This window comes from Olivibacter sitiensis DSM 17696 (assembly GCF_000427965.1).
GTDB lineage: Bacteria > Bacteroidota > Bacteroidia > Sphingobacteriales > Sphingobacteriaceae > Olivibacter > Olivibacter sitiensis.
In genome coordinates this window covers 123,996-149,991 of record NZ_ATZA01000003.1, presented here as the reverse complement: position 1 = coordinate 149,991, position 25,996 = coordinate 123,996, and the positions used below count along the sequence as shown (strand labels likewise).

The window sequence follows — 25,996 nt, the reverse complement described above, 5'->3', positions numbered from 1 at the left end:
AGGGGGTCAACATCTCCGGAATGGGGTCAACATCCCCGGAATATGCAGGGAATTTTTGCTTTTTAATTTTTCTTGGGTTGGGTTAGTCTACTTTTATTGTCCACTTAACAGAAGTCAATCGTTGTTTTATTTGTTGCAAAGTAGCTAAAACGTCTATGTCTTTTGGAAAATCAGCAAATACCAATTTTTTGAAATCACCGCTGTAGATTGGTTGTAATTCGCCCCAAACTGTTTCTAATTCACGAAACATCAATGCTTCGTTTGGGTGATGAATTAACCAGTCATTGTTGTTCTTAAAACTTACAACATCATCGTTGGCAACTTTTAAAAGCATTTCGTCAAACGCAGATGAATGCAAGAAATCAGAAAGTTCTTTGTCCTTCAAAAGTTGGCGCAAGTCATAAGTGTGGCGGATTTTTGCTTTTAAGTCGTCCAACGGTTTTTCGGTGTAGGAAAATCTTACCAAGCTCATTATTTTTTCGCACAAAGTCCGTTTAGGTTCTAATACTTTCACTTCAAAAGGTTGCAAGCCGTATTCGGCTATCAATACTTCCTGACCTGTTTTTATCATCATTTCGTAAATGAAAGAATTTACGGCTTTTGTCGTGTATGGTTCGTAATAACCCAACCAAGTCGCTTCAACAATTATCACATCTCTTACCTGTCCGTAATCGCCATTAAATTCCTTTGCGTAAGTGTGAGCCGTTTTGCGGTTCATTCCCATTTTCTGTGTTACTTCGAGTATGTCCACTTCGGGCAAAACAGTATTTACAATACCGCTAATTTGCCTGATTTTCGTAGTCAACTTATTGTTGCTTTCGCCTTCACGTCTTAGCACAACCAAATCAATATCTTCTGAAAATCGTTGTATCAAATCATAACACTTTAGTAGTGCCGTTCCGCCTTTGAATACGGCTTCTTCGCCAATTTTATGATTGAAAATGGTATGCAAAGCATAAGTTACCCAATAATCCTTTTCTACATAAATTTCGCGAATGTCCTTTTCCTGTGCGGTAAATTGCACGGCTTGTCTGAACAACTGTTTATTTTCGTGTAATCTCATTTTATATTCCATTTTTCAGCAACAGGCAGAATTTTATTTATCCCTGAAAGTTGGTAAGCCGTAATCGGGTTTAGTGATTTTCGTAAAGGTTCTGTCAATCCAATATTTCCTGTTTCTTCTAATAATGTTCCCAATAACGCCCTTGTTGCAGGTGGATATTTCAATGCCAATCTTACCAAAGTGCTTTTATCTTTTTCGGACAATTCTTTGAGAATGGCTAAAAATCGTTTACAGGCCGAAGTAACCGTTGTGTCGGGAATCTTTTTGATGTAACGAACAGCGTCCAAAAGCTGAAGCAAAGGAATGTTTTCTTTAGTAATGATATTCTTTTGTTTGACAAATGAAATGGTGTAGCGTTCTCTTTTGAACGCAGGACGAATTTCATTTTTGCCTATTTGTATGGTGTTGCTGATTTGTGTTGTCAAACCCAACTGACTGTAAATACTGTAACCAGTCAAATAGCCTGTTACTTTTCCGTCTGTTTCCAAAAGGTCTTTTACAATTTGGGCTTGGTTGGGCTGTAACTTCCCGAACGGCGTTGTTTCGGGTTTGTAAAACTTGCCTTTTGACAGCTTTACAATTTTGCCAGAAGTCGCCAAACGGTTGAGGGCTTTGATAATAGCCTCCTTGCTATTTGCTTCTGCGTCGAAGTCGGAATAGGTAAAAACATAACCCTTTGGCAACCTGTCTATGCTAAATGATATGTATTTGGATACTTTCATTCTTTATTTGCTGACTGCAAAGATAGTGAATGTCCAGTTTATTTAATAAAAAACTGGACAAAATAACGAGAAACCCCGATCTCATTAGTCTTGGTCTTCGTACATAATATTATTGTATTATATTTGTAATACCTTATTCCCGGTAGCCCCCGAAGCAATTCAAACTTCCGGGTTTCGTTTTTTATGACCGTACTCTTTTGATGGTTTGCCATTCTATAATAGCCACACGAAGGGATTTCCCTTGGAGAGCTCGCTCCGCTCGGTTCGTGCGCCAACAGAGGGACCGATTTTCATGGAGGGGGCGCAGCCCCTGGTTGTGCTCGACAATTTTCCCTACGAAGGAGACCTGACCAATATCAACCCAAACGACATCGCTTCCGTTACGGTGCTCAAAGATGCGGCAGCCGCTTCCATTTGGGGGCCCGATTGGGAAACGGCGTTATCGTGATCACTACCAAAAATGGTAAATATGGCTCAAAGCTGGCCTTTTCCTTAGTATGCCATGTGCACAATTCGTATCCACCTTGCACCCCTGGAATAATACCTCCTTTCAAATACTTAATATTGCATTATGATAACCAATGTCGGTTATTTGTGTAAAACGATTTTAACAATATGTATATTTTTAAACAATTATCTCTGATTCAAAAAAACGCGATTAACAAATATATGGTGGAAGGGAATGCCTATAACTTCTTGGCATATGAAATAAAAGTTAGCAATCAGAACGGAATCGGCCTTTATTATTCCGAAGTTCTCGGCGAACCTGTAGTTTATTATTTGGTAAACGATGAAGATTTGAAACTTGAATTTCAAATAAACGAAAGCGCTTTTTGTAAAATACCCGATGGATTAAATAGCGAAGCATTTTTACCTGCTGAAATGAAAAGATTTAAAAAATCAGCGGAAGATAAATATAGAGATTATACGGTTGAAGACCACAAAATTATTTTTGGATAATGCGATCGATATTTATTGCTTGTTTGAATATGGAAAATATACTAGGAGACCTTTCTTGTTACCCGTTTAAATCAGAAGTGTGGGGTACGGTATTTGATTTTTCAACTGTTGTATTAGGCGTGTTTTCGCTTTTTTACCTAAGAAAAACCTTTGGTGAGCAAAGTAAATTTAACAAGGTTCAAATAGCGTTGAACCAAAATCAAGATCTTTTAAATAAACTATTACTCACAAAAGAAAGATTAAGTCTAAGGCCGTTATTTCTAGTACGAATGGTTGGTTTGGGCAATCTAGAAAAGGAGGTTCAGCATGAGTTTAGATTCGAATTACATCTTGGTAATGCCAGCGCTATGAATATTAAAATTTGGCGTACAGACTACCATGGGAAAATTGTAAATCCAGAGATAAAGTTGTTGGATGAAGAACTTTTAATGCCCGGTTTAGTTTTTTCTCATTCATATATTAAACCAACAGGTATTGGCAATAGAGATTTGCTGCTTATAAAAGCCTGCGATGAAACGGGATTGGAATATCAACAATACGTTCGATTGGTGTTGCCAAGGATATCCATTACAATGCCTAAGCTGGTTGAGGGGTAGGTCGACAAACATATTCCAATAAATCGGTAATAAATTACGGGAACCCGTAAATAACTACCCTCATAAACGTCAAACCCCACTATGCGGGGTTCAAATGTTCTTAATAGTGAGAATAAAAAAAGTAATTCATTGAACTAAACTTCAATTGTAATCGTATCGCACAGGTCAACTTCATTAGATGGACGCTCTACTACGGTAGCTAGCTAGGGGAAGATTACAGTGTCCTTTCTGTTTCTTCCGGGTTCAACTATCGCTACTTTTTCCTATACCTTTTCGGTTTGGATTTGTCATCCCGGATGAGCCAGCCCTTTTTGACCGCATTATTTAGCGTATTTGTGGCATTTCCATAGGTATATCCGTATTCGGTTTCGCAGTAATCAGTAGTTTCAGCTACAGTGCGGTATTCATCAAAATATCCGTTGGGAATTAGGTTTTCAGGTATGAGATCCATAAGGTTTGGATTTGAAAAGACCATCTCAAGGATATCGTACCCATTTTCTTCATAGAAGGTTTTCATTTTTACTTTTAAGTCTTCGAATTCAGGAAGCGGAGTTTCAAAGTCGAAAAAATCTCCAAGAGTAAAACCATAAAAAAGTATCAAAGGGACTAAGGTATCAAATGATGGAGAGACTTCCCCGTTTTCAATTCTATCTATCGTATTGCGAGGTATCTTTGAATATTTTGAAACAGTATACAATGACAAAGCCAGAGTAGCCCTTATCTCTTTAAGCCTGTTTGATGCCTTAATGAACAAATGGTCGCTTTGGGAGGAGAAAAGAAAAGATTTTTTAATTTTATTTAGTTCCATATTTGGAATTTACCGTTGTTTTTCTATCTTTGTATTACTTATGTTGTTGAACAGTTTTAGATATATCTAAAAAGAATAGAATGCTTATGACATAAAATGAATTGATACATATTAAATTGGTATAGGTGAAAGCATTTAACGTCTCACCACGCAATATCCCACACGAGCGTGAGACAGCAGGTATTATGCCCTATCCGTGCAAAAGACTATATTTGTCTACTGTTATGGAGAGGGTACTGCTGTTGATCCGCGCTCGTGTGGGAACTCAAGTGGCGGGGAGGTAGTATCCAATCCATAATTTTTTCATCCAAAATACTGGATTATCATCCTCTCCTCTAGACCTCTTGCGTTTCCTATACCGTTCAAAAATCAACGGTAACATGAAACATATCAACCATATTTCAAAAACCACCTTTAGCGTCGTCGTAGGGAACGCTCAAATGCCTTTTGCCCTTGCGGCATTCGGCCAATCCCTACAAAACCCCATTATTCGCGTTATTTCTGCGCCCGAATAATTTTCTGATATCTTCTATTGGGCAATTTCTTGACAATCCATTGGATTGCCAAATCGGCATACTGACTGGCCGAACCTAGCCTTGCCCAATTCTTCCTGAATCAATCAAATAAATTTTTCCATTTAAAATTTTAGTTTAAGGTGAACAAAAATTACCCAAGGGCATTCCTATGTCCCAAATATACGCTTTGCAAGGCAAAAAAAGCAATTCCGAAACGCTTGTATTTTACCGGAATTTTCATATACATAGCTATTACAACCTTGTCTGTGTGTCCAGCCGCGGCGCAGACTCCCGAGCAATTGGGAGCTGGCCAAGGCTTTTCTATGGACAGCATCAAACCGCTTCAGATAGGCGATACCATCCCCGAAGCCCTGTGGCATTTGCCATTACGGGTGGTCAACCATCCAGAGAGAAAGGATACCATTACGCTCAATGACTACCGGGGCAAGCTGATCATACTGGATTTTTGGGCTACTTGGTGTAGTAGTTGCATTGCAGCCATGCCCGAAACCCATGAGGTGGAGAAAGAGTATAGCGAAGACATGGTGGTGATACCGATCAGCGACGAGCCATCTGACAAGGTGGGAACATTTTTATTCACAAACAAGACCGTAGAGCCTCTTAGTCTTTATTCCGTCACAGAAGACAAGTTACTTAAAGTAGTCTTCCATCATAGGATGGTACCTCATTACGCGTGGATATCCCCAAAGGGTGAATTAGGAGCTACTACGACCGCAGAACGAGTAAACCCACAAAATATACAATTATTCTTGGCTGGCGAACAGTCAAAAATAACTATGAAGAAAGAAATAGACACGGAAAGACCGTTATTTATTTCGGACGTGATCGATTTAGATGACTTAGCCTATTATTCAGTCTTTACAAAAGGTAAATATGATGGCCTACCTTCTGGCAACCGATTAAGGAACGAGAACGGGGTAGTCAGAGGACGAGCAATAACCAATTCATCCATATTGGATATATATAGAGTAGCTGCATACCAGTTATTTGAACAACGCAGGGAAAGTTTTAATGAAAAGAGACTTATAATTAATGTTACGGATACATCTGAATCACTGACTAAAAAAGTTAACAGTATTGCCGATAGCTTACTTAACTATGAGATAATTGTTCCAGTTCATCTTGCAGACTCTTTGTATTCGTACATGTTAAAAGACTTAAACCGATACACAAACTATCAAGGGTACGTTGAAAACCGTGAAATTAAATGCCTAATTCTTACCAAAAATGCCGATTTAAAGAAAATAAAATCGAAAGGCGGAAAAAAAGAAAATAGTCTCTTCTTCAAACATCCATCAATTTTGAGGAACTACCCCCTAAAATCGTTAATAAGGCGATTAAATGACTATCCCGAGATTCCTTTCCTTGTAGTAGATGAGACTGGATACGAAGAAAAAGTAGATCTGCTATTTTCTGGCGAAGTTGAATTAAAGGAATTGAAAAAAGACCTAAATAGACAAGGCCTTGATTTATCGGAGGATTATCGAACCGTTGCCATGTTCATAATTGAGGACAAGTCTGTTGCTCAACACTGACGATACCATATGGGTACATATGCACCCAAATTACTTGAATAACTTAGTCTTTATCACAATGAAATCACTTTGGTTTATATTAATATTCTACGCATCAATAATACATGTTCAAGCACAAAACGCCATTTGGGGCAAAGTTGTTAGAGATAGCGATAACCAACCTGTTATTGGAGCGACAGTTCGTGTCTTAAACTCCGACATATTGGTTAGCACAAATGAAAATGGCGAATTTAGACTTGTCTTTCTTTCCCCTAAAGGGGAGCTTGAAATCAGTAATATAGGTTACGAGACCATGCAACTTTCCGTGTTTGGTAACACAAAGGCGTTACATGTACGCCTCAAAGAAAGTACAACGCAAATGGAAGAAATCGTTATATCAACAGGTTATGAAGCGCTACCGCGGGAGCGTTCAACGGGGGCGTTTGATCATATTGATAACGAGACTTTCAACAAACAGGTTAGCACCGATATTTTGAGCCGCTTAGAAGCCGTATCTAACAGTTTGACTGTGGACAGAGGAACCAATAGCAATGGTCGAATAAGCATAAGAGGTATCAATACCTTGCGGTCTGATATGATGGGCCCGCTTATTGTAATAGACAATTTTCCTTACGATGGGGCTATTGAAAATATCAACCCTAACGATGTGGAGAACATCACAATTCTAAAGGATGCCGCTGCCGCTTCGATTTGGGGAGCCAGAGCCGCAAATGGGGTAATCGTGATCACAACAAAAAAAGGCAGTTTCAATCAACCCATCAACGTTGACTTCAACTCCAACATCCGAGTGGGCAAAGTTCCCGATTTATCGTACGTTCAGCAGATGTCGTCCAGCGATTTCATTGATGTAGAGCAGACGCTTTTTTCGAGCAACTATTACAACAGCCAAATCAATTCCGCAAATAGATCAGCACTCTCTCCCGTAGTAGAATTACTAATCAAACGGCAAGAAGCCACTCCCACTGAAATCGAAGAAATTGACCAGCTAATAAATCAATTGAGGATGTATGATATTCGAGATGAATTTAGTCGACATATGTACCGTGGTTCTGTTGATCAGCAATATTCGTTAGGCCTAAGGGGAGGCAGCGATCGCTTGGCATGGACAGCATCTGCCGGGCTGGATAACAATACTGGAAATCTTGATGAAAGATTTCAACGATACAACATCCGATTAAACAACACATACAAACCTTTTGACAAGCTGATATTGTCTAGTAATATTCAATACACCCATAGCAAAAGCATCAATGGTCGTCCTGCCTATGGAGAAATAGGAAGAAATAATCAATACATATATCCTTATGCAAGATTTACTGACGATGATGGGAATCCACAGGGTCTCTCCATTGATGTCCGTGAGTCGTGGGCAAAAAGCATCGGCAATAGTGGGGTACTTGATTGGATGTATTATCCATCTGAAGACTATAAAAACGTCGATCGCGGGGCGAAATTAGACGATATACTGCTGAATCTGGGAGTTAATTATAATCCCCTGCCAGGTTTACATTTAGACCTGAAGTATCTTTTTGAGAGACAATCGAATATTGTCCGAGGATACTTTAACGACCAAAGTTATGTAGCAAGGAATATGATAAACCGCTTTTCCCAAGTAGGTGAAGACGGTAATATAGTTCATATTGTTCCTTATGGAGGCATTTTGGACCGCTCAAATAGTGTGTTGCAGGCAAATAACCTTCGACTACAATCTAATTTTTACAAGAGCTGGGCCGCCCATCATTTCACAGCTATAGCGGGATGGGAATTGAGGCGCTCAAACACTTCCAGCAACTGGTCACGCCTATATGGATATAACAACGAAAACCTGACATTCGGCCATGTAGATTTTACACGTACATATCCGATACTGAACGGCGTGGTATCTCAATTTATTGACGATAACACCGGGATTTCTGACAATACGACCAATTTTCTATCTTACTTTGCAAACGCATCGTACACTTTTAAAGAAAAGTATTCTATCTCTGCAAGTGGCAGGCGCGACGCTTCCAATCTGTTCGGCTTGCGTACTAACGACCAATGGAACCCATTTTGGTCATTGGGTGCAAGTTGGAACCTGTCCGAGGAATCTTTCTTTACGAATCGTTTTGTCTCATATCTAAAATTGCGAGCCACGTACGGTTCTTCAGGAAATATAAACCCATCGATGGTGGCCGCAACAACTATCCAGTATGTTGGAACAAATATGTTCACACAAAGCCCGATTGCCTATATTAACAATTTTTACGATTCCGGACTCCGATGGGAACAGACCAATATGGCCAATTTCGGTCTTGATTTTCGATTGCTTAACCAACGAGTATCGGGAAGCATCGATGTTTTCCTTAAAAAAAGCACAGACCTTTTTGGCACTGCAGTATTGGACTATACCGGAGGGATTGGTGCAACAAAGATAAAGAATGTTGCAGATATGAAAGGAAGAGGTGTGGACGTTGGGCTGAAAACGCAAAATATAAGACGAACTGAATTTAGTTGGTTTACCAACCTAAATCTTAGCATGGTGAAGGATGAAGTTGTCGAATATCATCTTTCAAATCTGAACGGTAGCAATTTTATCAGTACTTCTTCTTTGGCAAGGATATCTGGAGTGAAAGGCAAGCCTGTGTATGCTATCTATTCATACCGTTGGGCAGGACTTGATCCTTCAACTGGCGAACCAAGGGGATATCTGAACGAAGAGGTAAGCACCAACTATTCTCAGTTGACCGGTGCCGGTTCCCAACTGAAAGACCTTGTCTACCATGGGCCAGCAAATCCCACGGTCTACGGCTCACTTGGGAATTCATTGGCCTATAAAAGCCTTTCCTTGGATTTCGCATTCGTGTACAAGTTCGGACACTATTTCCGCAGGCAATCTATTAACTATCAACAGTTATTCACTAATTGGGTAGGACATTCAGATTTCGAAAACCGTTGGCAACATGCTGGTGATGAGATTATTACTGATGTACCGGCGTTTGTGTACCCCACGGCAGCCAACAAAAACAACTTCTATGCTGGTTCGGAGGTATTGGTGGAACGAGCTGATCATATCCGATTACAATACCTTAACCTAAGTTACGATTTCGGTAAAGCTAATCGTGGAAAGCTGCCGTTCGATAACCTGGCTCTATTTGTTAATGCAAGCAACTTGGGTATCGTATGGCGGGCAAATAAAAGAGGCATTGATCCCGATCATTACTTCGGCACAAATCGAACCGCTCCCCCTGCAATATATGCCTTTGGTGTACGGGCAAATTTGTAGGAACAGAAATAGTATTTTAAATATTTCAACGGTTAATAACCGTTCAGTCATTTAAAGAAACATGAAAAAGACAGTCAAAAAATTTCCCTTAATTGCTATAACAGCAGTTACTTCGTTCCTAATCACATCTTGTGAGAAGTACTTGAATGAACCTTCAAACAAGAGTTTAGCGATAATTACAAACCTTGAAGACCTACAGGCATTGCTTGATCACACAATGATGAATAGTTCGCCGTTAGCGCCAGAGATCAGTGCTGATAATTATTACCTTACCGACGACGGTTGGGAATCACTTGAGCTTGAAACAGATAAAAATATGTATATCTGGGCTGAAAATAATGTGTTCCAACCAGGAATTGAATTGAATGATTGGACACGAATCTACCAACCCGTGTATTATGCTAACACTGTACTCGAACATTTATTAAATATCGAAAGGAGCCAAAGCAATAATCTAAAATGGCAGGATATTAAAGGTCAGGCTTTAACATTTAGGGCGACCTGTTTTTTGGATGCAGCACAGATTTGGTGCGCTGCCTATGATGCGTCAACCGCCGAAACAGAATTAGGTATTCCTCTTCGCCTCCAATCGGACTTTAATATCCCTTCAAATAGGGCGACGTTACAGGAAACCTACAATCAAATAATTGACGATTTAAAAGAATCCATACCATTATTACCAGTCAATCCAGTCGCAAAGAATAGACCATCTAAACCTGCGGCTTATGGTCTTTTATCAAGGACCTACCTATGGATGCGTGATTATTCTAACGCTTTGCGTTATGCTGACTCTTGCTTAATGGTGACTGATGAACTATTGGACTATAATGATCTGATTCCCTCTACCGCCTTTCCTATACCTCGCCATAATCCTGAAGTTATATTCGAACGTTGGACCGACTTAGGACAAGTGCTTACTTCAAGTCGCGCAAAAATTCCCTTATCAATCTATCTTTCTTTCGATGAAGAAGATCTTAGAAGAGAAATATTTTTTCAGAAAGAAAGTGATGATCAGATTACTTTTAAAGGTTCATACTTGGGATTTGCGGGGATAGTCTCAGGTATCGTTACAGATGAAATATACCTAACTAAAGCTGAATGCTTAGCGCGAGATAGCAATATTAATGAAGCAATTCAAGTTCTGAATACCTTTCTTGAGAAACGCTGGTTAAAAGGCTCTTTCACTCAGGTAGCTGCCACATCATCCAACGAAGCTTTAGCAATAATTTTAGAAGAAAGAAGAAAGCAACTACTGTTCAGGGGCCATAGATGGATGGACATTAAGAGGCTGAACAAAGAGGATGCAAACATTTCATTGGTACGGACTCTCAAGGATGAGATATATACACTTCCCGCAAACTCTCCAAGATTTGCACTTCCTTTACCGGATGACCTTTTGGGATATCTTAAATAACGCAGTTTTGGTTTAAGAAAGCGGGAAAAACTATCATAGTTTTTCCCGCTTTTTTTGCTTCCTAAAAGCCTCCATTGCTATGATGGCAAAAAGCTATGGACGCTTGTTTGGACTTGCTAACATGACTCCACTAACGCCGAGATATTCCAAATGATCCTGGAATTCATCAGGATCCTGAGGTCCGGTGATTGTACATGGAAGAGCACTTCCGTTTCCACATTGTTGATGAGGAGTTCCCCCATCAGAGGCACGAACCCAATTATCGTTGTTAAGGATTTGTCCGGTTCCGCTACCTCCTTGGTAATGCCAAGTATCTGTCCGAACCTCTTTTATGCCTTCCATTCGATCTTTCTGAAAAGACATTACCATAAAGCCTAACACGATGGCAAAAAGTCCTGTTAAAATGATTTTCAAAATTTTCATAGTCTTAGAAATTTGAGTAAATAAAAAATTGTTTTCTTCGTTCATAATGTATGTCGTCTTTTGGCCGACTCGCCCTAGATAGCTGCGCTTCCTGCGTTGCTACTTCGCTGTAATTTCGATATATAAATGCCCATCCCGCTCATTGAGATAAAGAACAGGTTGAACCAAAGTAAGACATAGCTGCTGTGCATGTAGCCCCCTGGGCCTACTGAAGCGATATGTCGTTTTCCTGTCCATTTCTTCTTTTTAGTATCAAGTATCAAGACACAACTATCAAGACAGCCAGCTACCCACAGCGGCCGGCCTTCATACAAAAGTAGCAGGTGGTCTTGGCGCTAGTTTGTGATGATGGTCACAGATGGGGAGGGCTTGTGACCAAAATCACAAGGAGGATACGTTATTTTTTATTGAGTATGCGATTGAGCGTTTCGCGTGTCATTCCCAGGTAGGAGGCTGCATGCTCCTGCGGTACACGGTGTATGCAATGGGGCAGCAGCTCCATAAAGCGCCGCACCCGATCCTCGCCGCGCAGGGGGGCGCTGCATTCGCTACGGCAGGTGAGTAGCCTGATATAGCCGCGAATCAGGCGGTTGTACAGGGAGATAAGATTGGCAGAGCGGGCCATGAGCAGGCTGATGTCTTCCCTGCTCAGGTAATAGAATGTGCAGGGGGTGCAGGTCTCCACATGTTCTTGCAGCCTGCGGCCTAGCACCACATCCTGTATATTGCCCACCAGGCGCTGCTTGTGGCAAAACCAGGTAGTTACCATGCGCTCTTCGCCGGCAGGCTTGGAGAGCTCCCTGCGGCATCCGCGCACAATGCCGTCATACAGAAAATAGACCCTCTTCGGCACTTCGCCCGCCTCGTGCAGCTTCTTTAGGGCAGCAAGGCGCTTGCGCTGCATGTGCTCGCTCAAAAATTGGCGCTCGCCCTCGTCCAGTCGGTAGCGCTGCTGCAGATTGTCCAAAAAAATGTTGATGTCCATGCCTGTTCAACTTTCTACTAGACCCATGTACAGGGCCTTGCGAACTAGGTCCTCCATTTTGTGTACTTCCAGCCGCCTGAAGAGCACTTTCTTGTGGTAGGGCAACGAACTGACGGATATATGCAGCCTATCGGCTATTTCTTGGTCGCTTAGTCCCCGTACCAACAGCTGCAAGCACTCCATCTGCCGTTGCGGTATGGCCACGCTGGCCCTAGCCTTCTTGGAAAACAGGCGGTCCAGCGTTTCTTGCGTCACTAGGTCGTACAGAAAATACTGTCCCTTGTGTACGGTGCGTATGGCCTCGGCCATTTTGTCCATGGGCGTACGTGTGTGCAGGAAGGCCTTTGCGCCGGCCATCAACATGTTCTCCATAAAATAGCGGTCGTTGAAGTAGCTGGTACCTATGACCGCTATATCGGGGTGATGCTCCCTGAGCCACCGTGCGCAGGCCATGCCGTTCATGCCTTCCATGTTCACGTCCGTGAGCAGCACCTGCGGCCGCGGGCCCGCTTCTAGCCGCGCTATCATCTCCTGGCCAGAAGTGGCCCAGAATAAGGTGCGAATATCCGGGTAATCGGTCAGCAGCTCTGCCGTGCCCAGGGCCGTATTGGCCTGATCGTCTATAATGGCTATCTCTATCATGCTATACTCTTTTTATTGTCATCTGCAAAAGGTGGCCTCAGGGTAGGGGAATGACTATGCTTGCCACCATGCCCTTGCCCGCCCTGCTCTCAAAGCTTATGTGGCCACCCTGCTGGCCCACCATCTGGCGGGCGTGGGCCAAGCCCAGGCCGCCCTTGCCCTTTGCCTCCTCATAGTCAAAGCCGATGCCGTTATCCGCATAGACCAGGTGCAGCTGTTCCTTCTCGAGCTGGGTGCATACCCGCACTTCGCTGGCAGAGGCATGTTGCAGCGTATTGCTCACCAATACCTGGTACACCCGGTAAAGGGCAAAATCTATCTGCGCCGGCACCGCCCAGGCTTCTCCTGCTCCCTCATAGATGCCTCTCACCGACGTGGCGCTCTCCAGGGCGGCCAGCTCCTGCCGCAGTATTTCGTCCAGGCTGGCGGGCAGCTCTTGGTACTGTACCATGGTATTGCTTATCCGCTTCAGGTCGTCCAGTGAGTCGCTCAGATAATCCATGGCCTGCCCCAGTCGCCGCCGCGCTTTTTCGGGCAGCGTATTGGGCAGGATGGTACCTAGGGTGCGCTCGGCCAGGGTGAGCCTATGGCCTATGTGGTCGTGCAGCTTTTTGGATACCCGGTTGCCAAACTGCTGCGTGGCCTCCATGGCTATCTGTAGCTTTTCCTGCTCAAATCGTTTCCTTTGCCGCTCCAGCTCCCGTTCTTTGGCCAAGTACTGGCTTTGGCCATAGAGTACGCACACGATGAACATGAGTGGCACCAATAGCAGCATGAGTGTCACCAGCACTACGATATTGCCCTGCGGCATTGGCGATACCTCAAGTAGAATGAAAGCGTCCATAGTCCATAAAGTAAAATGTTCAGTAAAATAAATAGGAAATGCCGTGCCGACATTCCTGGCCACATCTCCATATTGAGGTATTTGCTCAGTACGTTGAGCACCGTGTTGCCAAAATAGAAGAACAGGACCCCGTTCACCCACCAGAAGTGTGCCTGCCTGAGCAGATCTGGCCGATAATTGGACAACAGCAGCCCCACATAATAGGCAACGGCATAGAATAGGATAAAAAAGCACAGTTTATCTATCAAGGGATCGGCAGGGTCAGATAGCCCCTTTTTCCATATATACCAAGCGTAAAAAAGGCTATACCCCAAGAGCCACAATGCCAATAAGCTGCCATAAGGTAGCCAGGAACGCTTCCTAATGGGGTTCATAAAGTACAGCAGGGTAGGCATGGCCAAGCCTTCTACCAGCATGTAGGTATTGTAAACATAGAGGTTGCTATGCCTTAGCCAGTGGCCGATATATAAAGCAAATAGTTCCGTCAGCACGGTGAAGGCAAGGAATAGCCGCAAAATGCTCCAGTGCCGCTCTTGGTCGCTCTTTAGGAAGACCAAGCTGGCAATGAAGCAGGCAATAAGGGGCACTAGGTCTAGCATGGTCAGCCGTTTTGATCTTCTTCTCCTTCCACTAGGTCGGCATCATCACAAGGGGGGCAAGGATGCATCCTGTTCTGGATGTATGATTGCGTGATATTGCCCGCCGTGTCCGTCTCCCCATATACATCCCGATGCATGGCCACGCCATTGATCGTAGCAGCCTTGGTAGGCACTATTACCAGCGTATTCTTGGGACTGCCGCTGTCATACCGCGCGAAGTAAAAGCGCACGCCATCACCGTCCGTGGCTTCCATGTCGGCCACCAGCTGCTCCAGCTGCCGGCGCGGCATGAATACCGCCCTAGTCTCTGTATCTGCTGCTTGCAAGTTGGCTAGGCCTTCCTGCCCGTATGCGCGGCCATAATTGGCCACCAGCGTTCTCGCTTCGTCTAGGCTGATGCGGCTGTCTTCGACGGTTGCCATCATGGTGGAGGCCTGTGCGCCCAGCTGGCTTTCCAATTGTTCGCATCCAAGGAATGAAAGTGCCAGTGCGGCAAGGCTAAAGATAAAGTTCTTCTTCATGTTTGTGTTATTTAAGTTAACTTTTGTTAGTTGAGATATAGCAAAAATAACCATAAGGAACATAAGGAGCTATGCCATACTTATGGTAATTTGAAAATAAAGCAGCTATTGTCTTTTTTACATGTTATATTAGCAAAAAAACAACTGATTTTCAATCATTAGCACAGAACTTGGGTAGCGAGTAGCGATATTTTGAAAAGAGCATGGTTCTGTGTGCCAATCTTTTCCTAATGATGAACGATCAAGACAAGCTCAGTCCTCCGCTCTCTTGCGCCAGTTGCCCCGTGGCCAGTTCGCACGATGTCATCATAAACCACCTATTGGAAGTGAAGGGCCAATTGGGCGAAATGCTCCATGCCATCTTGTGCCATAGAGAGAAAGAAACCATCTATCGCAGCACGGAATACGTGCAGAACCGCGTGGGTATCAGCGAAAGCACCTTGTTGCGCTGCAAGCATAAGGGGCTCATAAAAGTGGCCAAGATCGTAAACAAGAAAAAATACTACCGCGACGAGGACGTGGAGCACCTGCGCAAGATCTATTGGAGCTTGGAATAGCAGCCAATAGCTGACCAATTGCCCGGCAATTTCGCCCATCCATCCTGTTTTTATCCCTTTAGTATCGGTTTTGAAGGCCATTCAATGCCTTGCAAAACCGATGCAGATGGCACCTACGCCCAGTGATTGGACGAAGAAGGCATGCTTTTGGTGTAGATTTAAGCATGGGCCTTTGGTCGCTAATCTCCCCTCAGCCTTCACTTATCCGTCAATAAACCGATACATGCCCGTCACATGCCCGTCAACCAGTATCTGGCTATAGGTATTTGAAAATTAGCGTCCTATGTTTGCATCGTCATCACGGCAATATACCGGTATAGCAAGCTTTGTTGATAGGTTTAAATTTTTAATTTTTTCAATTATGGGAACTATCAGAAACGGAGCCAATGGAGGCTTCAAAGGAAAAGCGGGAAGTATAATAGGCAGCAGCTGGAAGGGCATCCACTACATCAAGGGGCTCTACAAGAAACGCAGCAAGCCCGCCACGGAAGAGCAGTTGATGCAGCAGGCAAAATTTGGCCTGGTCACCAAGTTTCTCTTCCCCATCAAGGCGCTCATACGCATAGGCTACGGCCAAAAGCGCGCCAATACGCACACGGCCATGAACATGGCCGTCAAGGACAATATCGTGCAGGCCGTGGTGGGCAACTACCCCGACTATGCACTAGACTACGGCCGTGTAAAACTCAGTGCCGGCGGACTCTTCACGGCGGGCGACGAGGCGATGGCCTTGGATGGTCGCACGCTCAGCATAAGCTGGAATCCCTTAAAGAATCCGGTGAGCGGTGAAGATGACGACGGGGTGTACACCGTGGTGTACCATCCCGGCAGCGGGCAGTTTACCACGGCCAATGTGTTGCCCATTAGGAGCGAGGGGAGCGTGGAAATCAACCTTCCGGTCAACTGGGCGGGCGGTGCCGCCCATGTGTGGCTATTTTATGGTGAGCGCAAGCTAAAGGAACTCTCAGACACCGTGTATGTCGGTGAGGTGACCATTGCCTAGTATCGCCTTCAGGAGGGCCGTGCCGCTGCTGGCCACTGCGGCACGGCTCCTTTTTCAACACCAATTCTTATACATCGAAAGGAGGAAAAATCATGTTACTGATATCATCAAAAATAGCCAGGAAAAAAGACGATATAGATGGCAGGATCATCGTGCGCGAACGCTTTGCGCTGGCAAATAGGTACCTGGGACCTATGCGAAAGATCATAGGCAGGGGTTTCGGCTATAGACTCAATAAAGTGCAGGCCTTTGCCAAGGCGGTGCAGATATTGCTCGATGGCGGCATACAGGGCCAATACCCACAGTTATGGGTCGACCCCGCTAGGGTGACCCTCAGCAGCGGCACGCTGCCGCCGGTCTACCACTTGGACGTGCGGCGCAAAGATGACCGTATCACGGTAGATTTCATACCCCATAGGGGTATTTATGGCAATGCCGACGACGGTGTTGTGCTCTGCGCGCACAATGCGGCCATACGCATTGCCGGTATCAACGAGCAAAAGGCCTGCCGCGAGGATGGCAAGGTACAGCTTACCTTGCCACCGCAGTTGCGCGATAAGGAGGTAGACCTCTACATTTTTGCCCATTGCCGGCAGTACAAGAAATTCTCGAACTCCCATTACCTGGGAAGGTACCCCTCAAGAAACATACCATGAAAAGAGTCATCATCATCCTGTTCCTGCTGCAGCCGGGCTGCGGCAGTAGGCAAAAGCAACTACACAGGCAGCAAAACAGCTATAGTGCTTCGGACAGCAGCACCGTAGCCCTGCAAGAGCATAGCCGCGACAGCCTGTGGCAATGGCAGCAGGCCAATAATAGCCTATGGTTATGGCTGCGTGGCGGCTACAGCTACCACCGCGACAGCGGCCTGCGCGGCGAGGAGGCCTACCTGTACATCAGGGACAGCAGCACGTTGCTCACCGGACAGGGCAGCCAAAGGGCACGAGATAGCCTAGTCACCACCATTGCCCGGAGCGATAGCAGCAGCCTGCTGCTGCACGAGCAAAGGCAAAGCCAGCCAAGGGCCCTGCCCTGGTGGAGCTGGCTGGCGGGGCTGGCCCTTCTCACCTGGCTAGCCCGGAAGATCCGCCTACGGACTATAAGTGAGAAGTTGTAAGTAGTAAGTTGTAAATCGGGGATGTGGCATAGCCACTTGGAATTTTTAAAACTTAAGACCTACAAGTCGGGCGTTCGCTCTAGTCTCATATCTCATATCGCACATCTCATATCTAAAAAAAATGGAACAATTACAAATAGACATCAAAAAACACAGCATAGTGCTGCTGTTCTCTCTAATGATGGTAGGGTATTTCATCTTCCCGCCGGTGGTGCGCATGGTAGACATCACCTCGGCACCCATAGACCCCGGCATACTGAGCGCCATCCTGCTGGCGGCCATTTCGGTATGCAGCTTCATACTGCTGAGCCTTTGGCTGCTGCATCGGCACTGGCCCGTGCTGGGCGAGTATGCCAGCGAGCACCTGGAACGCAATTTCAAGTCCCTGCTCAGCTGGCAAAAAGTGGTTATCTACTTTGCCCTATTCGTGCTGCTGCTCTATGCCTTTGTGGCAGCCTTGGCCGCTTTGCTGTAAGTACAGGCGCAAAATCTTGCGCCTGCACTATACTGTCCCCTTTGGAGAGCCTGTCCCGTCAAAACGGGAGGGGCGCGGTGGCACTGGGCGCGGGGAGGGGGAACATGTATAGGAGCTTGCGGACGGTAGAAATTGCGGCGCAGGCAGGCGGCACTATGCAGGGCGGCCTTGGAAAGTTTGCGTCTCGGGATTTTGGTGGCTTGCGGGTCAAAGGGATGGATGCAGCGAAGCCTAGCGTCCATCTGGTAGAGGCCACCAGAATCCAGCAAACTTTCCCCAGCCGCAAAAGCGTTCTTTGTTTACTTTCTTTCGCGCTTGCAAAGAAAGTAAAAGCCCTGGCCCGGCTTGAGGGCCGGAAGGGAAAGAGCGTGGGGAAATGGGTTGCCCGTAGAGGTACAAAATCTCGTGCCTTTACTGGGCCATCGTGCTGCGCCAGAAAACTTACACCCTAAAACGTACAACTAATGAAAGCAATAATCATGATAAGCTATGTCCTGCTAGGTCTCGGCATAGCCTTGGGCGGAGCCCAACCCCACTACACCGTAGTAGTAGTAAGGGCGAATAGCCATTCGCCCAATAGCCATTCGCCCCAAAACCCCCTCCAGCAAAAGATCAGGGACATCTACACGGCCGAGATAGGCGTGCGCGAGGCCACTGGCAAGAACGATGGGAGCAGGGTGGAGGCATACCTGCGCTACTGCGGCCTGGGCAAGGGCAATGCCTGGTGCGCGGCCTTCGTGAGCTGGGTATACGGCCAGGCGGGCTTGAAGGAACCAAGAACGGCCTGGGCCGCCGCCCTTTTCCCCAAGGCAAAACAGGTACAGCTATCGGCTATCGGCAGTGGGCATTCGGTCGCACGTTCGCCCTCGCAAGGCGCAACACAGAACGCGCAACAATCATTAGGCCTGGTATTCGGCATCTACTACCCCTCGCTGGGGCGCATAGGCCATTGCGGCTTTGTGGACGGGGTGGAGGGAAGCACCCTCATCACGGTGGAGGGCAATACCAACGAGGTTGGTAGCCGCGAGGGCGATGGCGTGTACCGCAAGCGCAGGCCAATCAAGACCATCCATGCCCTGGCCGATTGGTTACCCCCTCTTTCCATATCCAAACAGCTTCATTAGCGAGCGGTATAGCCAACCTCGTTTTTGTGCGCTTGAGGCTATGATATTGAGGATAAAGGGATAGCGCAATAAGAATCCCAGTTTTTTGCTGAAGGCAAACTCTTTGGACAGTTGCTTACCGATAATATCGGCATAATGCTGTTTTAAGAAGGCCGCCCGAAAGTCCTGCTTTTGCAGGGCTTCATTGGCGGCCTTGGCCGCCTGATAGCCGCTCCACACGGCATTGCCTATTCCTTCTCCAGTGATGGGGTCCACGAGATTGGCACGGTCGCCCACCAAAAGGTAATGATCGCCGCATAAGCTCGATGGGACAAATTTGCTGGCCAGGCTCCATCCCTTGGTGCCGCTGATGGGGCGCGCCTGCGCAAAGCGCTCTGCAAACAGGGGGTCTTCTTGCAACAACCGGGTCAGAAATTGCCGCACATGGATTTCCTTCTCTTTCACCAGCGTCCGTGGGAGTATCAATCCTACGTTTACCCTGTCATCTTCAAGAGGAAAGAGCCATACATATCCTGGAATGCTTTTCTTGAGGAAATGGACCTCTATCAGTCTCTTGTCTATTCCACCTACCCCCTTAAAATAGGCTCTGGCCGCAATGAGCGGTGCCTTTACCGTTTTGGAGCCAATGTATTTATGGCTAATCCCTTGCTCTCCATCTGCCGCAATCAGCAGTTGGCAGCGCACATGTTGAAGCAAATCTGTCTCCTCTCTATAGGTGATTTCATAACCTTCGTTGCGCTTAAGGATGTCTACTATCGTAACCGGGTTTTTCTTGCTGCAATAGGTGCTGCTGGTGCTTTGGTATAGGTAATTGTCAAAATCCCTACGGGTGCAGGTGAAGCCGGGAGGCATCAAGGGATCCAGCGCTTCCTGAAAGGTAAACTGTAAGAACTTGCGGTTGGGAGCGAAAATCCGTATACCAGCTATGGGCGAATGAGAAGTTTGAGGGAAAAATTTTTGAGGAAATAGCCCGTCTATTTCCTTTAATGTACGCATTACCCGATAGCCAAAACCATCTCCGCAGACCTTGTCGCGCGGAAAGGACTCCTTATCCATTAGCCAATGATGTATGCCCTGTTTACTGAGTTGCAATGAACAGGTGCAGCCCGCTGGGCCACTGCCAATAATGACGATAGGAATGCTGAAATGGGGCATGCGCATTTATTTATTTTTCCATACTTTCCAATAAAAAGAAGGCCTTAGCAGATTGGCAAGCTGAGGCTTGTTGTCCGCCAAGTCTGCGGCAAAACGGTAAAAAGTAGGACTATTATACAGTTTTTTGCCTATTAGGCCAAATAGCTTAGGGTATTTTTCCATAAACTTGACTGCCGACCTACTCATAAGGATTTCCTTCCGTAGCTTTTTCCATAGGGGTTGGGCATAATGTGCGTGAAAGAAAGACTTGCCAAAAGATTGCGAACGAACGGCTTTCACTACTGCCTCGGCTGCCATATAGCCGCTTAGTATTGCCTGTCCGAGGCCTTCCCCGGTCAGCGGGTTTACCAGTTGGGCAGCATCGCCAGTATATAATACACGATCTGCGCAGAACTCCTTGATAGTGGCATGTACAGGCAGGCTCCAGCCCTTTATAGGGCCCACTAGCTGGGCATGGCGAAAGCGTTCGCTAAAAAGCGGGTGCTGCTCGATTTGATGCTGAAATACCTCGCGCAATGGCTGATCGCTTTTTTGTCCGGAAGGATCTATGCCAAGTCCCACATTGGCTCCTCCATTGGGCAAAGGAAAAATCCATAAATATCCCGGCAAAATATCTTTTACAAAATGAAGTTCTATAAGCTTATCTGGCGCTGGGTTGTCAATACCCTGAAAATAGCCCCTCAAAGCTACCAAATCTTGCTGTTTTTGTCGTTTTTTTTCGAGCAATTGACGGCAGATACCTTTATTGCCATCGGCCGCTATGAGCACCTTGCAGCGGTAAGTAGATAAGATCCCGTTTTTCATATAGCTCACGCTGAGACCGTCCGACTCCCGTTTAATCTCTTTTACCACCACACCTTCGTGCACGGTCGCCCCTTTTTCTTTCACATATTTGTACAGAAAATAGTCGAAATCGACGCGTTTGGCTATGAAGCCGGGAGCTATGCCGCTAAAGGCGTCTGGAGTGAAAGTGAAATCGATACCAGGGTTTTCTGGACTGCTGACGTGTAGGCCGTATATGGGAGAGTAGGGGTATTCCGCAAAAAAACGGGGAAGCAATTCGGGGTCTATTTGTTGCAGCACCGATATCCCCTTATAACTGAATGAATCGCCACATACTTTGTCGCGGGGGAATACTGCCTTATCTAATAGTACATGTGCTATATTGTGTTTGCTCAACGCCAGTGAGGCCGTAGCCCCTGCAGGTCCACAACCTATAATCAGTACCTCCACATACTTGCCGTCCATCGGTCTCGCTACTCCCGTTTATCGTGATTGAGTGTTAAAAAAACGGAATAATGATCGTATTGACAAATATTTTTTGGTAAAAAAATATGATTAAAGTATTTTTATTTGTTTATGTGATAAAAATGCGATATATTTTCTGTTGTTTGGGTATTTCGGGGTCAATCAGATATTCATCCAATATTTTTTTTATGTTTGTGACACTTTAATGCCTTTGGACTGTGTTAACCGCTTATTGGATACGGTTAGGTCTACGATTACACATGCCGGTACCTGTGCGTGAGGTACTTTTAGACATTCTGAGACGGAAGTATATGCAGCAATTTATTAAACAGCAAGAGCCCAAACTTCGTACCTTGCTATTGGTGGGGCGTACCATAAAGATGGTTTGGCAATTGAACCCGCAACTCACCGGGAAGATGTTGTTTTTCATTTTGTTGGAAAATCTCAGTTTCTATTACACCCTATATCTTTTGCGTGGCCTTATTGACTACCTTGCCGAGGCCATCAGTCAAGGTTCGCTCATGAGCAACGAAGACCTATACTGGCACCTGCTGTTGACTGCGGCAGTTGGCGTGGTTTACGTGAGCTTGAGAAGTTTCACGAGCTACCTCACGGACAAGCAGGCAAGTATGGTAGAGCTTGAATTGGATGAGCGTCTGCAGAGCCATGCCATGAACATGGATTTTGCCTATTTCGAACGCGCGTATTACTACGATCTGTATATGCGGGCAAGGGCGGCCAATCCCAATGCGGTAGTTAGAACCTTGGTAGATATTCTAAAGCATGTCCTGTCTCTAGGGGCCATAGCATGGATACTGATCAGCATCCATTGGCTGCTTCTGCCAGTGCTGGCTATATTTGTCATTCCCACCTTGTTGGTGCGTATCCATTATGCCGATCTGCAATACCGCCTGCATTTGAAAAACACCCATTTAGAGCGAGAAGCCCAATACCTGGGCGAACTGCTGAGCTCCAATGCGGCGGCAAAGGAAGTAAGAACCTACGGGTTGGGAACTTTTTTCAAGGAAGGCTATAAGCAAAAAAAAACGCAGCTGATAACCGAGCGTCTGCAACTTACGAGAAAAAGGGCCTGGGCCGAATGGCTTACCACCTCTCTCACCACGGGAGCTTTCTTCATTTGCGTGGCCATTATTGCTCAATCCATTGTGCATCGCGAAACGGGAATAGGAGACATTACCATTTTCCTGGTGGCCTTTTTTCAGTGTTTCACCATTTTGATCGGCTTAGCTTCTTCTCTTTCTGCCTTATACCATCAGCATATCTTGGTGGGCAACCTGTTTGAATTATTCGATCTAAAGAACGAAATGCAAATGGGGGAGAAACCGATAGAAAAAGGAGGGAGAAATGATCATGTTATCAGTTTCAGACAGGTAGCTTTCCATTATCCCGATACGGATAAATGGGTACTGAAGGGGATTGACCTATATTTGCCGCAAGGGAAGATCATTGCCATAGTGGGGCTGAACGGTGCTGGCAAAAGTTCGCTCGTGAAGCTGTTGCACCGCCTTTACGACCCTACGGAAGGAACCATCACTTACGATGGAGTGGATATTCGGAACTATACACTTGAGAACTACCGCAAGCAGATCGCTCAGGTGTTTCAGGATTTTGTGCGCTACCAGTTTACTGTGAAGGAAAATATCGCTTTGGGCGATATAGCGCGTGAGCTGGATGAAAAGAAAATGCACCGGGCGGCCCGTAGTAGCGGTGCATACCAGTATATCGAGCAGTTTCCCGAAAGTTACGAAGCGCAGATGGGGCGTTTGTTTGAACATGGCCACGAGGTAAGTATGGGGCAATGGCAAAAAATGGCCATCGCGAGGGCTTTTTACAGCGATGCGCCATTTCTAGTATTAGACGAAGCGACCAGTGCGCTGGATGTGCAGGCTGAACGTGACCTGTTTCGCTTCTTGAAAGCCGAATATAGAGACAAGGGTATCCTGCTCATTAGCCATCGGCCATCGGCTATAGAGCAGGCCGACTATATTTATGTGCTACGGGATGGATGCATCGTGCAGGAAGGAACCCCCTCGGTGCTAAAAAATGAAGAGGGGGCTTATGCAGATTTTCTGCGAAGTGATCTGGGGGATACAAAGAGCGGTGCCAATAATTGAAAGATGCATAAGGCAAAAACGTGACAGCAACAAAAATGAAAATGCCCGCACTGCTAGGTTTGGTTCGTTTTAAAGATTGGTGGAACTATAAGATTCCATCCATACTTGCCATGGCTTACCTATTGCCAGCGTATACAGGTTATGGTGGCACGAAAGTGCTCTGTAGCATATTTTTGCTATTGGTCTATTTTGTTTTGGGAGCTTCTTTCGCCAGTGTGGTCAACGACTTGACAGATATACGCAGCGATCGATTGGCTGGCAAATCCAATATGATGGCAAGACTGTCGACTTCCCAGCGTTTCGGTCTGTTGCTCGCGGTCACGGTGCTTGCTGCCCTGTTTTGCAATCGGATATTGCCTACCGGCACAGCGATACTCTTGGCTTTGACCAATTACCTGGCTTTTGTCCTATATTCCGTTCGGCCTTTCCGCTTAAAAGACAGGGGTATTTGGGGTGTTTTGGTAGTAGCCTTGGGAGAAAGCATGCTACCCAGCGTTTTTTCACTGTATTTTATGGGAGTCATGTTACAAGTGGACGTTATTGGTCCGCTTTATTTATTGGTCGCACTTTGTTCCTGGTGCTATGGCATACGCGCTATCCTATGGCACCAATATCAGGACAAGGCCTCTGACGCATATGCTAATACCGGCACATTGGTGTTGGCACTTTCGGATCGGTCTTTGAAGCGGGTGCAATATATACTATTCGTTTTGGAATGCATCTCCTGTTTATTGTTGCTTTGTTGGCTGAATTTGGTTGCCGTTTATTGCTTCTTGGCACTTTACTTGTTTTTTCTCTACATCCGCAAGTTCAGGTATAAGCATAGTTTGGTATACGCAATAAGTGCTAAGGGAAGTGCGCATAGCATATTACTTTTCGACTTTTATCAGTTTTTCCTGCCCGTCGCTTTATTACTAAGCGTGACCTTTGCCGGGCAATATGGCTATCTTCTCTTGCTGGCACACCTCGTTCTATTTCACCGGCCACTCTGGGTAGTAGGGAGGGATTTTTGGCATTATTTCCGCTATCTATGGGGATGAGCCGGACATACAAAAAGATTAATGTATTATCTTTGCGTGGCGTTTGGTTATAGAAGCGCCTAGGCAGATTGCATATGGTCTTTATTCTCAATACATGCTATTCACCGGACGATGCCTGCGATGTATATGCATATCAATTGGCAGCAAGCTTGATCGGTCACGGACAGCAGGTGGCGCTCATACACCCCGGCAAAGTTCATAAAAACAAAAAACAGGTTGCATTGCAAAAAAAAGGCCTTTTGTTCTTCCATTTGGGTGAGCAGCACTATAGCCCTTTCTTCTTGTTCCGACAAAAGCTGAAGGGCTATCTGAACTGGCATGTCCTGGACACCGAATACGATCGCCATGAGATCTACCGGCACAACCAGCGATTGTGGACACTGGCACATTTGCTGAAGGCACATCGCCCCGCGCGCGTACTCATCGCACAAGGCTGCAGCTTGACGGGGCTCGACTATGCCTATATATGCAGACAGTTACAGATTTCCTATAGCTTGTTCTGCCACCAGGTGAACGAACAGAAAATGGTATTGCCGCAGGAGCGTTTTTTTATGCAGCAGGCCATTGACGGCGCCCAGCAGATCTATTTTGCCTCTACAAGCGTGCAGCATGCCGCTGCCTCGCAACTCGACTATAGTGCCACGGAGCCTGCCGTGTTTTTCACGCCCCTGCAAAGTCCCAGCAGGTCTTTGCCCATGCCGGAAACGAATGGCGAACTGCATTTGCTGTGTATGGGGAGAATGGATATATTTGACAACAGACCCGATCTCCTTATCCATTTGATGGCGCTGGAGAAATGGCGCAATAGGCCATTGTATCTCAGCTTCTTGGGCGAAGGTCCCAATTGGGAGGGCTTAAAAGAGCTATGCGCCTTTTACCGATTGGATAAGGTGACGTTTTTGCCTCCTTCCTACGGCCTGCTTAAGGCGTTGGAAGGACACCATGCCCTCGTATTGGCCGCCCGGGAAGGCGCCTATCCGATGGAAGCCATAGAAGCCATATCCAAATGCCGCATGGTCATCGCTACCGATGTGGGCCTTATTCGCGAGTGGGTAAGCGATGGCATAACGGGCTTTTTGGGCGAATCTAGCCTGGAATCCTTGGATGCCACTTGGGAACGGGCGTGGAGCCAAAGCGAATTGTGGCCTACCATGGCCCAAAAAGGCTATGAACACTTTCGACATAAATATAAGGACAGTGCTTTTCAGCAGGCTATGGAAGCCCTGTGA

29 protein-coding genes are annotated in these 25,996 nt (G+C 45.9%); 17 read left to right on the top strand and 12 right to left on the bottom strand.

Features of this window, described 5'->3' with window-relative positions; genetic code table 11:
* Positions 1-82: 82 nt before the first annotated feature.
* Both A37S_RS0102965 and A37S_RS0102960 read right to left on the bottom strand, forming a co-directional pair.
* Complete coding sequence (locus tag A37S_RS0102965; RefSeq protein ID WP_028295707.1) at positions 83-1,063, bottom strand: nucleotidyl transferase AbiEii/AbiGii toxin family protein; 981 nt, start codon at positions 1,061-1,063, stop codon at positions 83-85.
* On the bottom strand, positions 1,060-1,785 hold the full coding sequence (locus tag A37S_RS0102960; protein WP_028295706.1) for a DUF6088 family protein: 726 nt from the start codon (positions 1,783-1,785) through the stop codon (positions 1,060-1,062). Before A37S_RS0102960 ends, A37S_RS0102965 begins: the two co-directional genes overlap by 4 nt.
* Before the next feature lie 205 nt (positions 1,786-1,990).
* On the opposite strand from A37S_RS0102960, the gene A37S_RS27920 reads away from it, so the two are divergent.
* From A37S_RS27920 to A37S_RS0102945, 3 genes are all read left to right on the top strand, one after another.
* Positions 1,991-2,233, top strand: coding sequence for a TonB-dependent receptor plug domain-containing protein (locus A37S_RS27920; RefSeq protein WP_245586294.1), 243 nt, complete (start codon positions 1,991-1,993; stop codon positions 2,231-2,233).
* A 167-nt stretch (positions 2,234-2,400) separates the two neighbouring features.
* On the top strand, positions 2,401-2,745 hold the full coding sequence (locus A37S_RS0102950) for a hypothetical protein (RefSeq protein ID WP_028295705.1): 345 nt from the start codon (positions 2,401-2,403) through the stop codon (positions 2,743-2,745).
* 29 nt (positions 2,746-2,774) lie between these two features.
* Positions 2,775-3,341, top strand: a complete 567-nt coding sequence (locus tag A37S_RS0102945) for a hypothetical protein (RefSeq protein WP_157278362.1) — start codon at positions 2,775-2,777, stop codon at positions 3,339-3,341.
* A gap of 253 nt (positions 3,342-3,594) precedes the next feature.
* Here the strand turns inward: A37S_RS0102945 and A37S_RS0102940 are convergent, their stop codons facing one another.
* Positions 3,595-4,149, bottom strand: a complete 555-nt coding sequence (locus A37S_RS0102940) for a helix-turn-helix domain-containing protein (protein ID WP_028295703.1) — start codon at positions 4,147-4,149, stop codon at positions 3,595-3,597.
* Positions 4,150-4,529: 380 nt separating this feature from the next.
* On the opposite strand from A37S_RS0102940, the gene A37S_RS28115 reads away from it, so the two are divergent.
* The 4 genes from A37S_RS28115 to A37S_RS0102925 all read left to right on the top strand — a co-directional run bounded on the left by A37S_RS28115 (position 4,530) and on the right by A37S_RS0102925 (position 10,899).
* Entirely contained in the window at positions 4,530-4,664 is a 135-nt protein-coding gene (locus tag A37S_RS28115) for a hypothetical protein (RefSeq protein ID WP_281169850.1), read from the top strand.
* 266 nt (positions 4,665-4,930) lie between these two features.
* Positions 4,931-6,220 carry a TlpA family protein disulfide reductase gene (locus A37S_RS26055; RefSeq protein WP_245586297.1) on the top strand — a complete coding sequence of 430 codons (1,290 nt, stop codon included), beginning with the start codon at positions 4,931-4,933 and terminating at the stop codon, positions 6,218-6,220.
* 19 nt (positions 6,221-6,239) lie between these two features.
* Positions 6,240-9,485 (top strand): SusC/RagA family TonB-linked outer membrane protein, encoded by a 3,246-nt coding sequence (locus A37S_RS0102930; protein ID WP_157278356.1) that lies wholly within the window; start codon positions 6,240-6,242, stop codon positions 9,483-9,485.
* Between the two features lie 61 nt (positions 9,486-9,546).
* On the top strand, positions 9,547-10,899 hold the full coding sequence (locus A37S_RS0102925) for a RagB/SusD family nutrient uptake outer membrane protein (protein ID WP_028295701.1): 1,353 nt from the start codon (positions 9,547-9,549) through the stop codon (positions 10,897-10,899).
* A 93-nt stretch (positions 10,900-10,992) separates the two neighbouring features.
* Here A37S_RS0102925 and A37S_RS0102920 read toward each other — a convergent pair whose 3' ends face one another.
* The 7 genes from A37S_RS0102920 to A37S_RS0102895 all read right to left on the bottom strand — a co-directional run bounded on the left by A37S_RS0102920 (position 10,993) and on the right by A37S_RS0102895 (position 14,913).
* Positions 10,993-11,367 carry a hypothetical protein gene (locus A37S_RS0102920; protein ID WP_028295700.1) on the bottom strand — a complete coding sequence of 125 codons (375 nt, stop codon included), beginning with the start codon at positions 11,365-11,367 and terminating at the stop codon, positions 10,993-10,995.
* Between the two features lie 54 nt (positions 11,368-11,421).
* Entirely contained in the window at positions 11,422-11,559 is a 138-nt protein-coding gene (locus A37S_RS27390; protein WP_169719422.1) for a hypothetical protein, read from the bottom strand.
* Between the two features lie 160 nt (positions 11,560-11,719).
* A complete protein-coding gene (locus A37S_RS0102915; RefSeq protein WP_157278353.1) occupies positions 11,720-12,175 on the bottom strand; it encodes a Crp/Fnr family transcriptional regulator in 456 nt (151 codons plus the stop codon).
* Between the two features lie 138 nt (positions 12,176-12,313).
* Entirely contained in the window at positions 12,314-12,949 is a 636-nt protein-coding gene (locus tag A37S_RS0102910; protein WP_028295698.1) for a response regulator transcription factor, read from the bottom strand.
* A 37-nt stretch (positions 12,950-12,986) separates the two neighbouring features.
* Positions 12,987-13,793 (bottom strand): sensor histidine kinase, encoded by an 807-nt coding sequence (locus tag A37S_RS0102905; protein ID WP_084163726.1) that lies wholly within the window; start codon positions 13,791-13,793, stop codon positions 12,987-12,989.
* Positions 13,739-14,392, bottom strand: a complete 654-nt coding sequence (locus A37S_RS0102900) for a hypothetical protein (protein ID WP_028295696.1) — start codon at positions 14,390-14,392, stop codon at positions 13,739-13,741. Before A37S_RS0102900 ends, A37S_RS0102905 begins: the two co-directional genes overlap by 55 nt.
* A gap of 2 nt (positions 14,393-14,394) precedes the next feature.
* Complete coding sequence (locus A37S_RS0102895; protein ID WP_028295695.1) at positions 14,395-14,913, bottom strand: hypothetical protein; 519 nt, start codon at positions 14,911-14,913, stop codon at positions 14,395-14,397.
* A 230-nt stretch (positions 14,914-15,143) separates the two neighbouring features.
* Here A37S_RS0102895 and A37S_RS0102890 point away from each other — a divergent pair, with 230 nt between their 5' ends.
* The 7 genes from A37S_RS0102890 to A37S_RS23365 all read left to right on the top strand — a co-directional run bounded on the left by A37S_RS0102890 (position 15,144) and on the right by A37S_RS23365 (position 19,189).
* A complete protein-coding gene (locus A37S_RS0102890) occupies positions 15,144-15,470 on the top strand; it encodes a MerR family transcriptional regulator (RefSeq protein WP_028295694.1) in 327 nt (108 codons plus the stop codon).
* Positions 15,471-15,831: 361 nt separating this feature from the next.
* The gene (locus tag A37S_RS26050; RefSeq protein ID WP_051292673.1) at positions 15,832-16,473 is read left to right on the top strand and encodes a DUF6266 family protein; all 642 of its coding nucleotides are present in this window, start codon (positions 15,832-15,834) and stop codon (positions 16,471-16,473) included.
* 92 nt (positions 16,474-16,565) lie between these two features.
* A complete protein-coding gene (locus A37S_RS0102880; RefSeq protein WP_028295693.1) occupies positions 16,566-17,129 on the top strand; it encodes a DUF6266 family protein in 564 nt (187 codons plus the stop codon).
* On the top strand, positions 17,126-17,590 hold the full coding sequence (locus A37S_RS0102875; RefSeq protein WP_028295692.1) for a hypothetical protein: 465 nt from the start codon (positions 17,126-17,128) through the stop codon (positions 17,588-17,590). The genes A37S_RS0102880 and A37S_RS0102875 overlap by 4 nt, the downstream gene beginning before the upstream one ends.
* A gap of 121 nt (positions 17,591-17,711) precedes the next feature.
* A complete protein-coding gene (locus A37S_RS23370; RefSeq protein ID WP_036601025.1) occupies positions 17,712-18,065 on the top strand; it encodes a hypothetical protein in 354 nt (117 codons plus the stop codon).
* Between the two features lie 104 nt (positions 18,066-18,169).
* Entirely contained in the window at positions 18,170-18,517 is a 348-nt protein-coding gene (locus A37S_RS0102865; RefSeq protein WP_169719421.1) for a hypothetical protein, read from the top strand.
* Between the two features lie 12 nt (positions 18,518-18,529).
* On the top strand, positions 18,530-19,189 hold the full coding sequence (locus A37S_RS23365; RefSeq protein ID WP_051292672.1) for a CHAP domain-containing protein: 660 nt from the start codon (positions 18,530-18,532) through the stop codon (positions 19,187-19,189).
* Here A37S_RS23365 and A37S_RS0102855 read toward each other — a convergent pair.
* Together A37S_RS0102855 and A37S_RS0102850 are read right to left on the bottom strand one after the other, a co-directional pair.
* The gene (locus A37S_RS0102855; RefSeq protein ID WP_169719420.1) at positions 19,154-20,344 is read right to left on the bottom strand and encodes an NAD(P)/FAD-dependent oxidoreductase; all 1,191 of its coding nucleotides are present in this window, start codon (positions 20,342-20,344) and stop codon (positions 19,154-19,156) included. The two genes, A37S_RS23365 and A37S_RS0102855, sit on opposite strands and share 36 nt — an antisense overlap.
* Positions 20,345-20,350: 6 nt before the next feature.
* A complete protein-coding gene (locus A37S_RS0102850) occupies positions 20,351-21,592 on the bottom strand; it encodes an NAD(P)/FAD-dependent oxidoreductase (RefSeq protein ID WP_028295689.1) in 1,242 nt (413 codons plus the stop codon).
* A gap of 311 nt (positions 21,593-21,903) precedes the next feature.
* On the opposite strand from A37S_RS0102850, the gene A37S_RS23360 reads away from it, so the two are divergent.
* From A37S_RS23360 to A37S_RS0102835, 3 genes are all read left to right on the top strand, one after another.
* The gene (locus A37S_RS23360; protein ID WP_169719419.1) at positions 21,904-23,727 is read left to right on the top strand and encodes an ABC transporter ATP-binding protein; all 1,824 of its coding nucleotides are present in this window, start codon (positions 21,904-21,906) and stop codon (positions 23,725-23,727) included.
* Between the two features lie 20 nt (positions 23,728-23,747).
* Positions 23,748-24,767 (top strand): UbiA family prenyltransferase, encoded by a 1,020-nt coding sequence (locus A37S_RS0102840; protein ID WP_157278347.1) that lies wholly within the window; start codon positions 23,748-23,750, stop codon positions 24,765-24,767.
* 74 nt (positions 24,768-24,841) lie between these two features.
* Positions 24,842-25,996 (top strand): glycosyltransferase, encoded by a 1,155-nt coding sequence (locus A37S_RS0102835; protein ID WP_028295687.1) that lies wholly within the window; start codon positions 24,842-24,844, stop codon positions 25,994-25,996.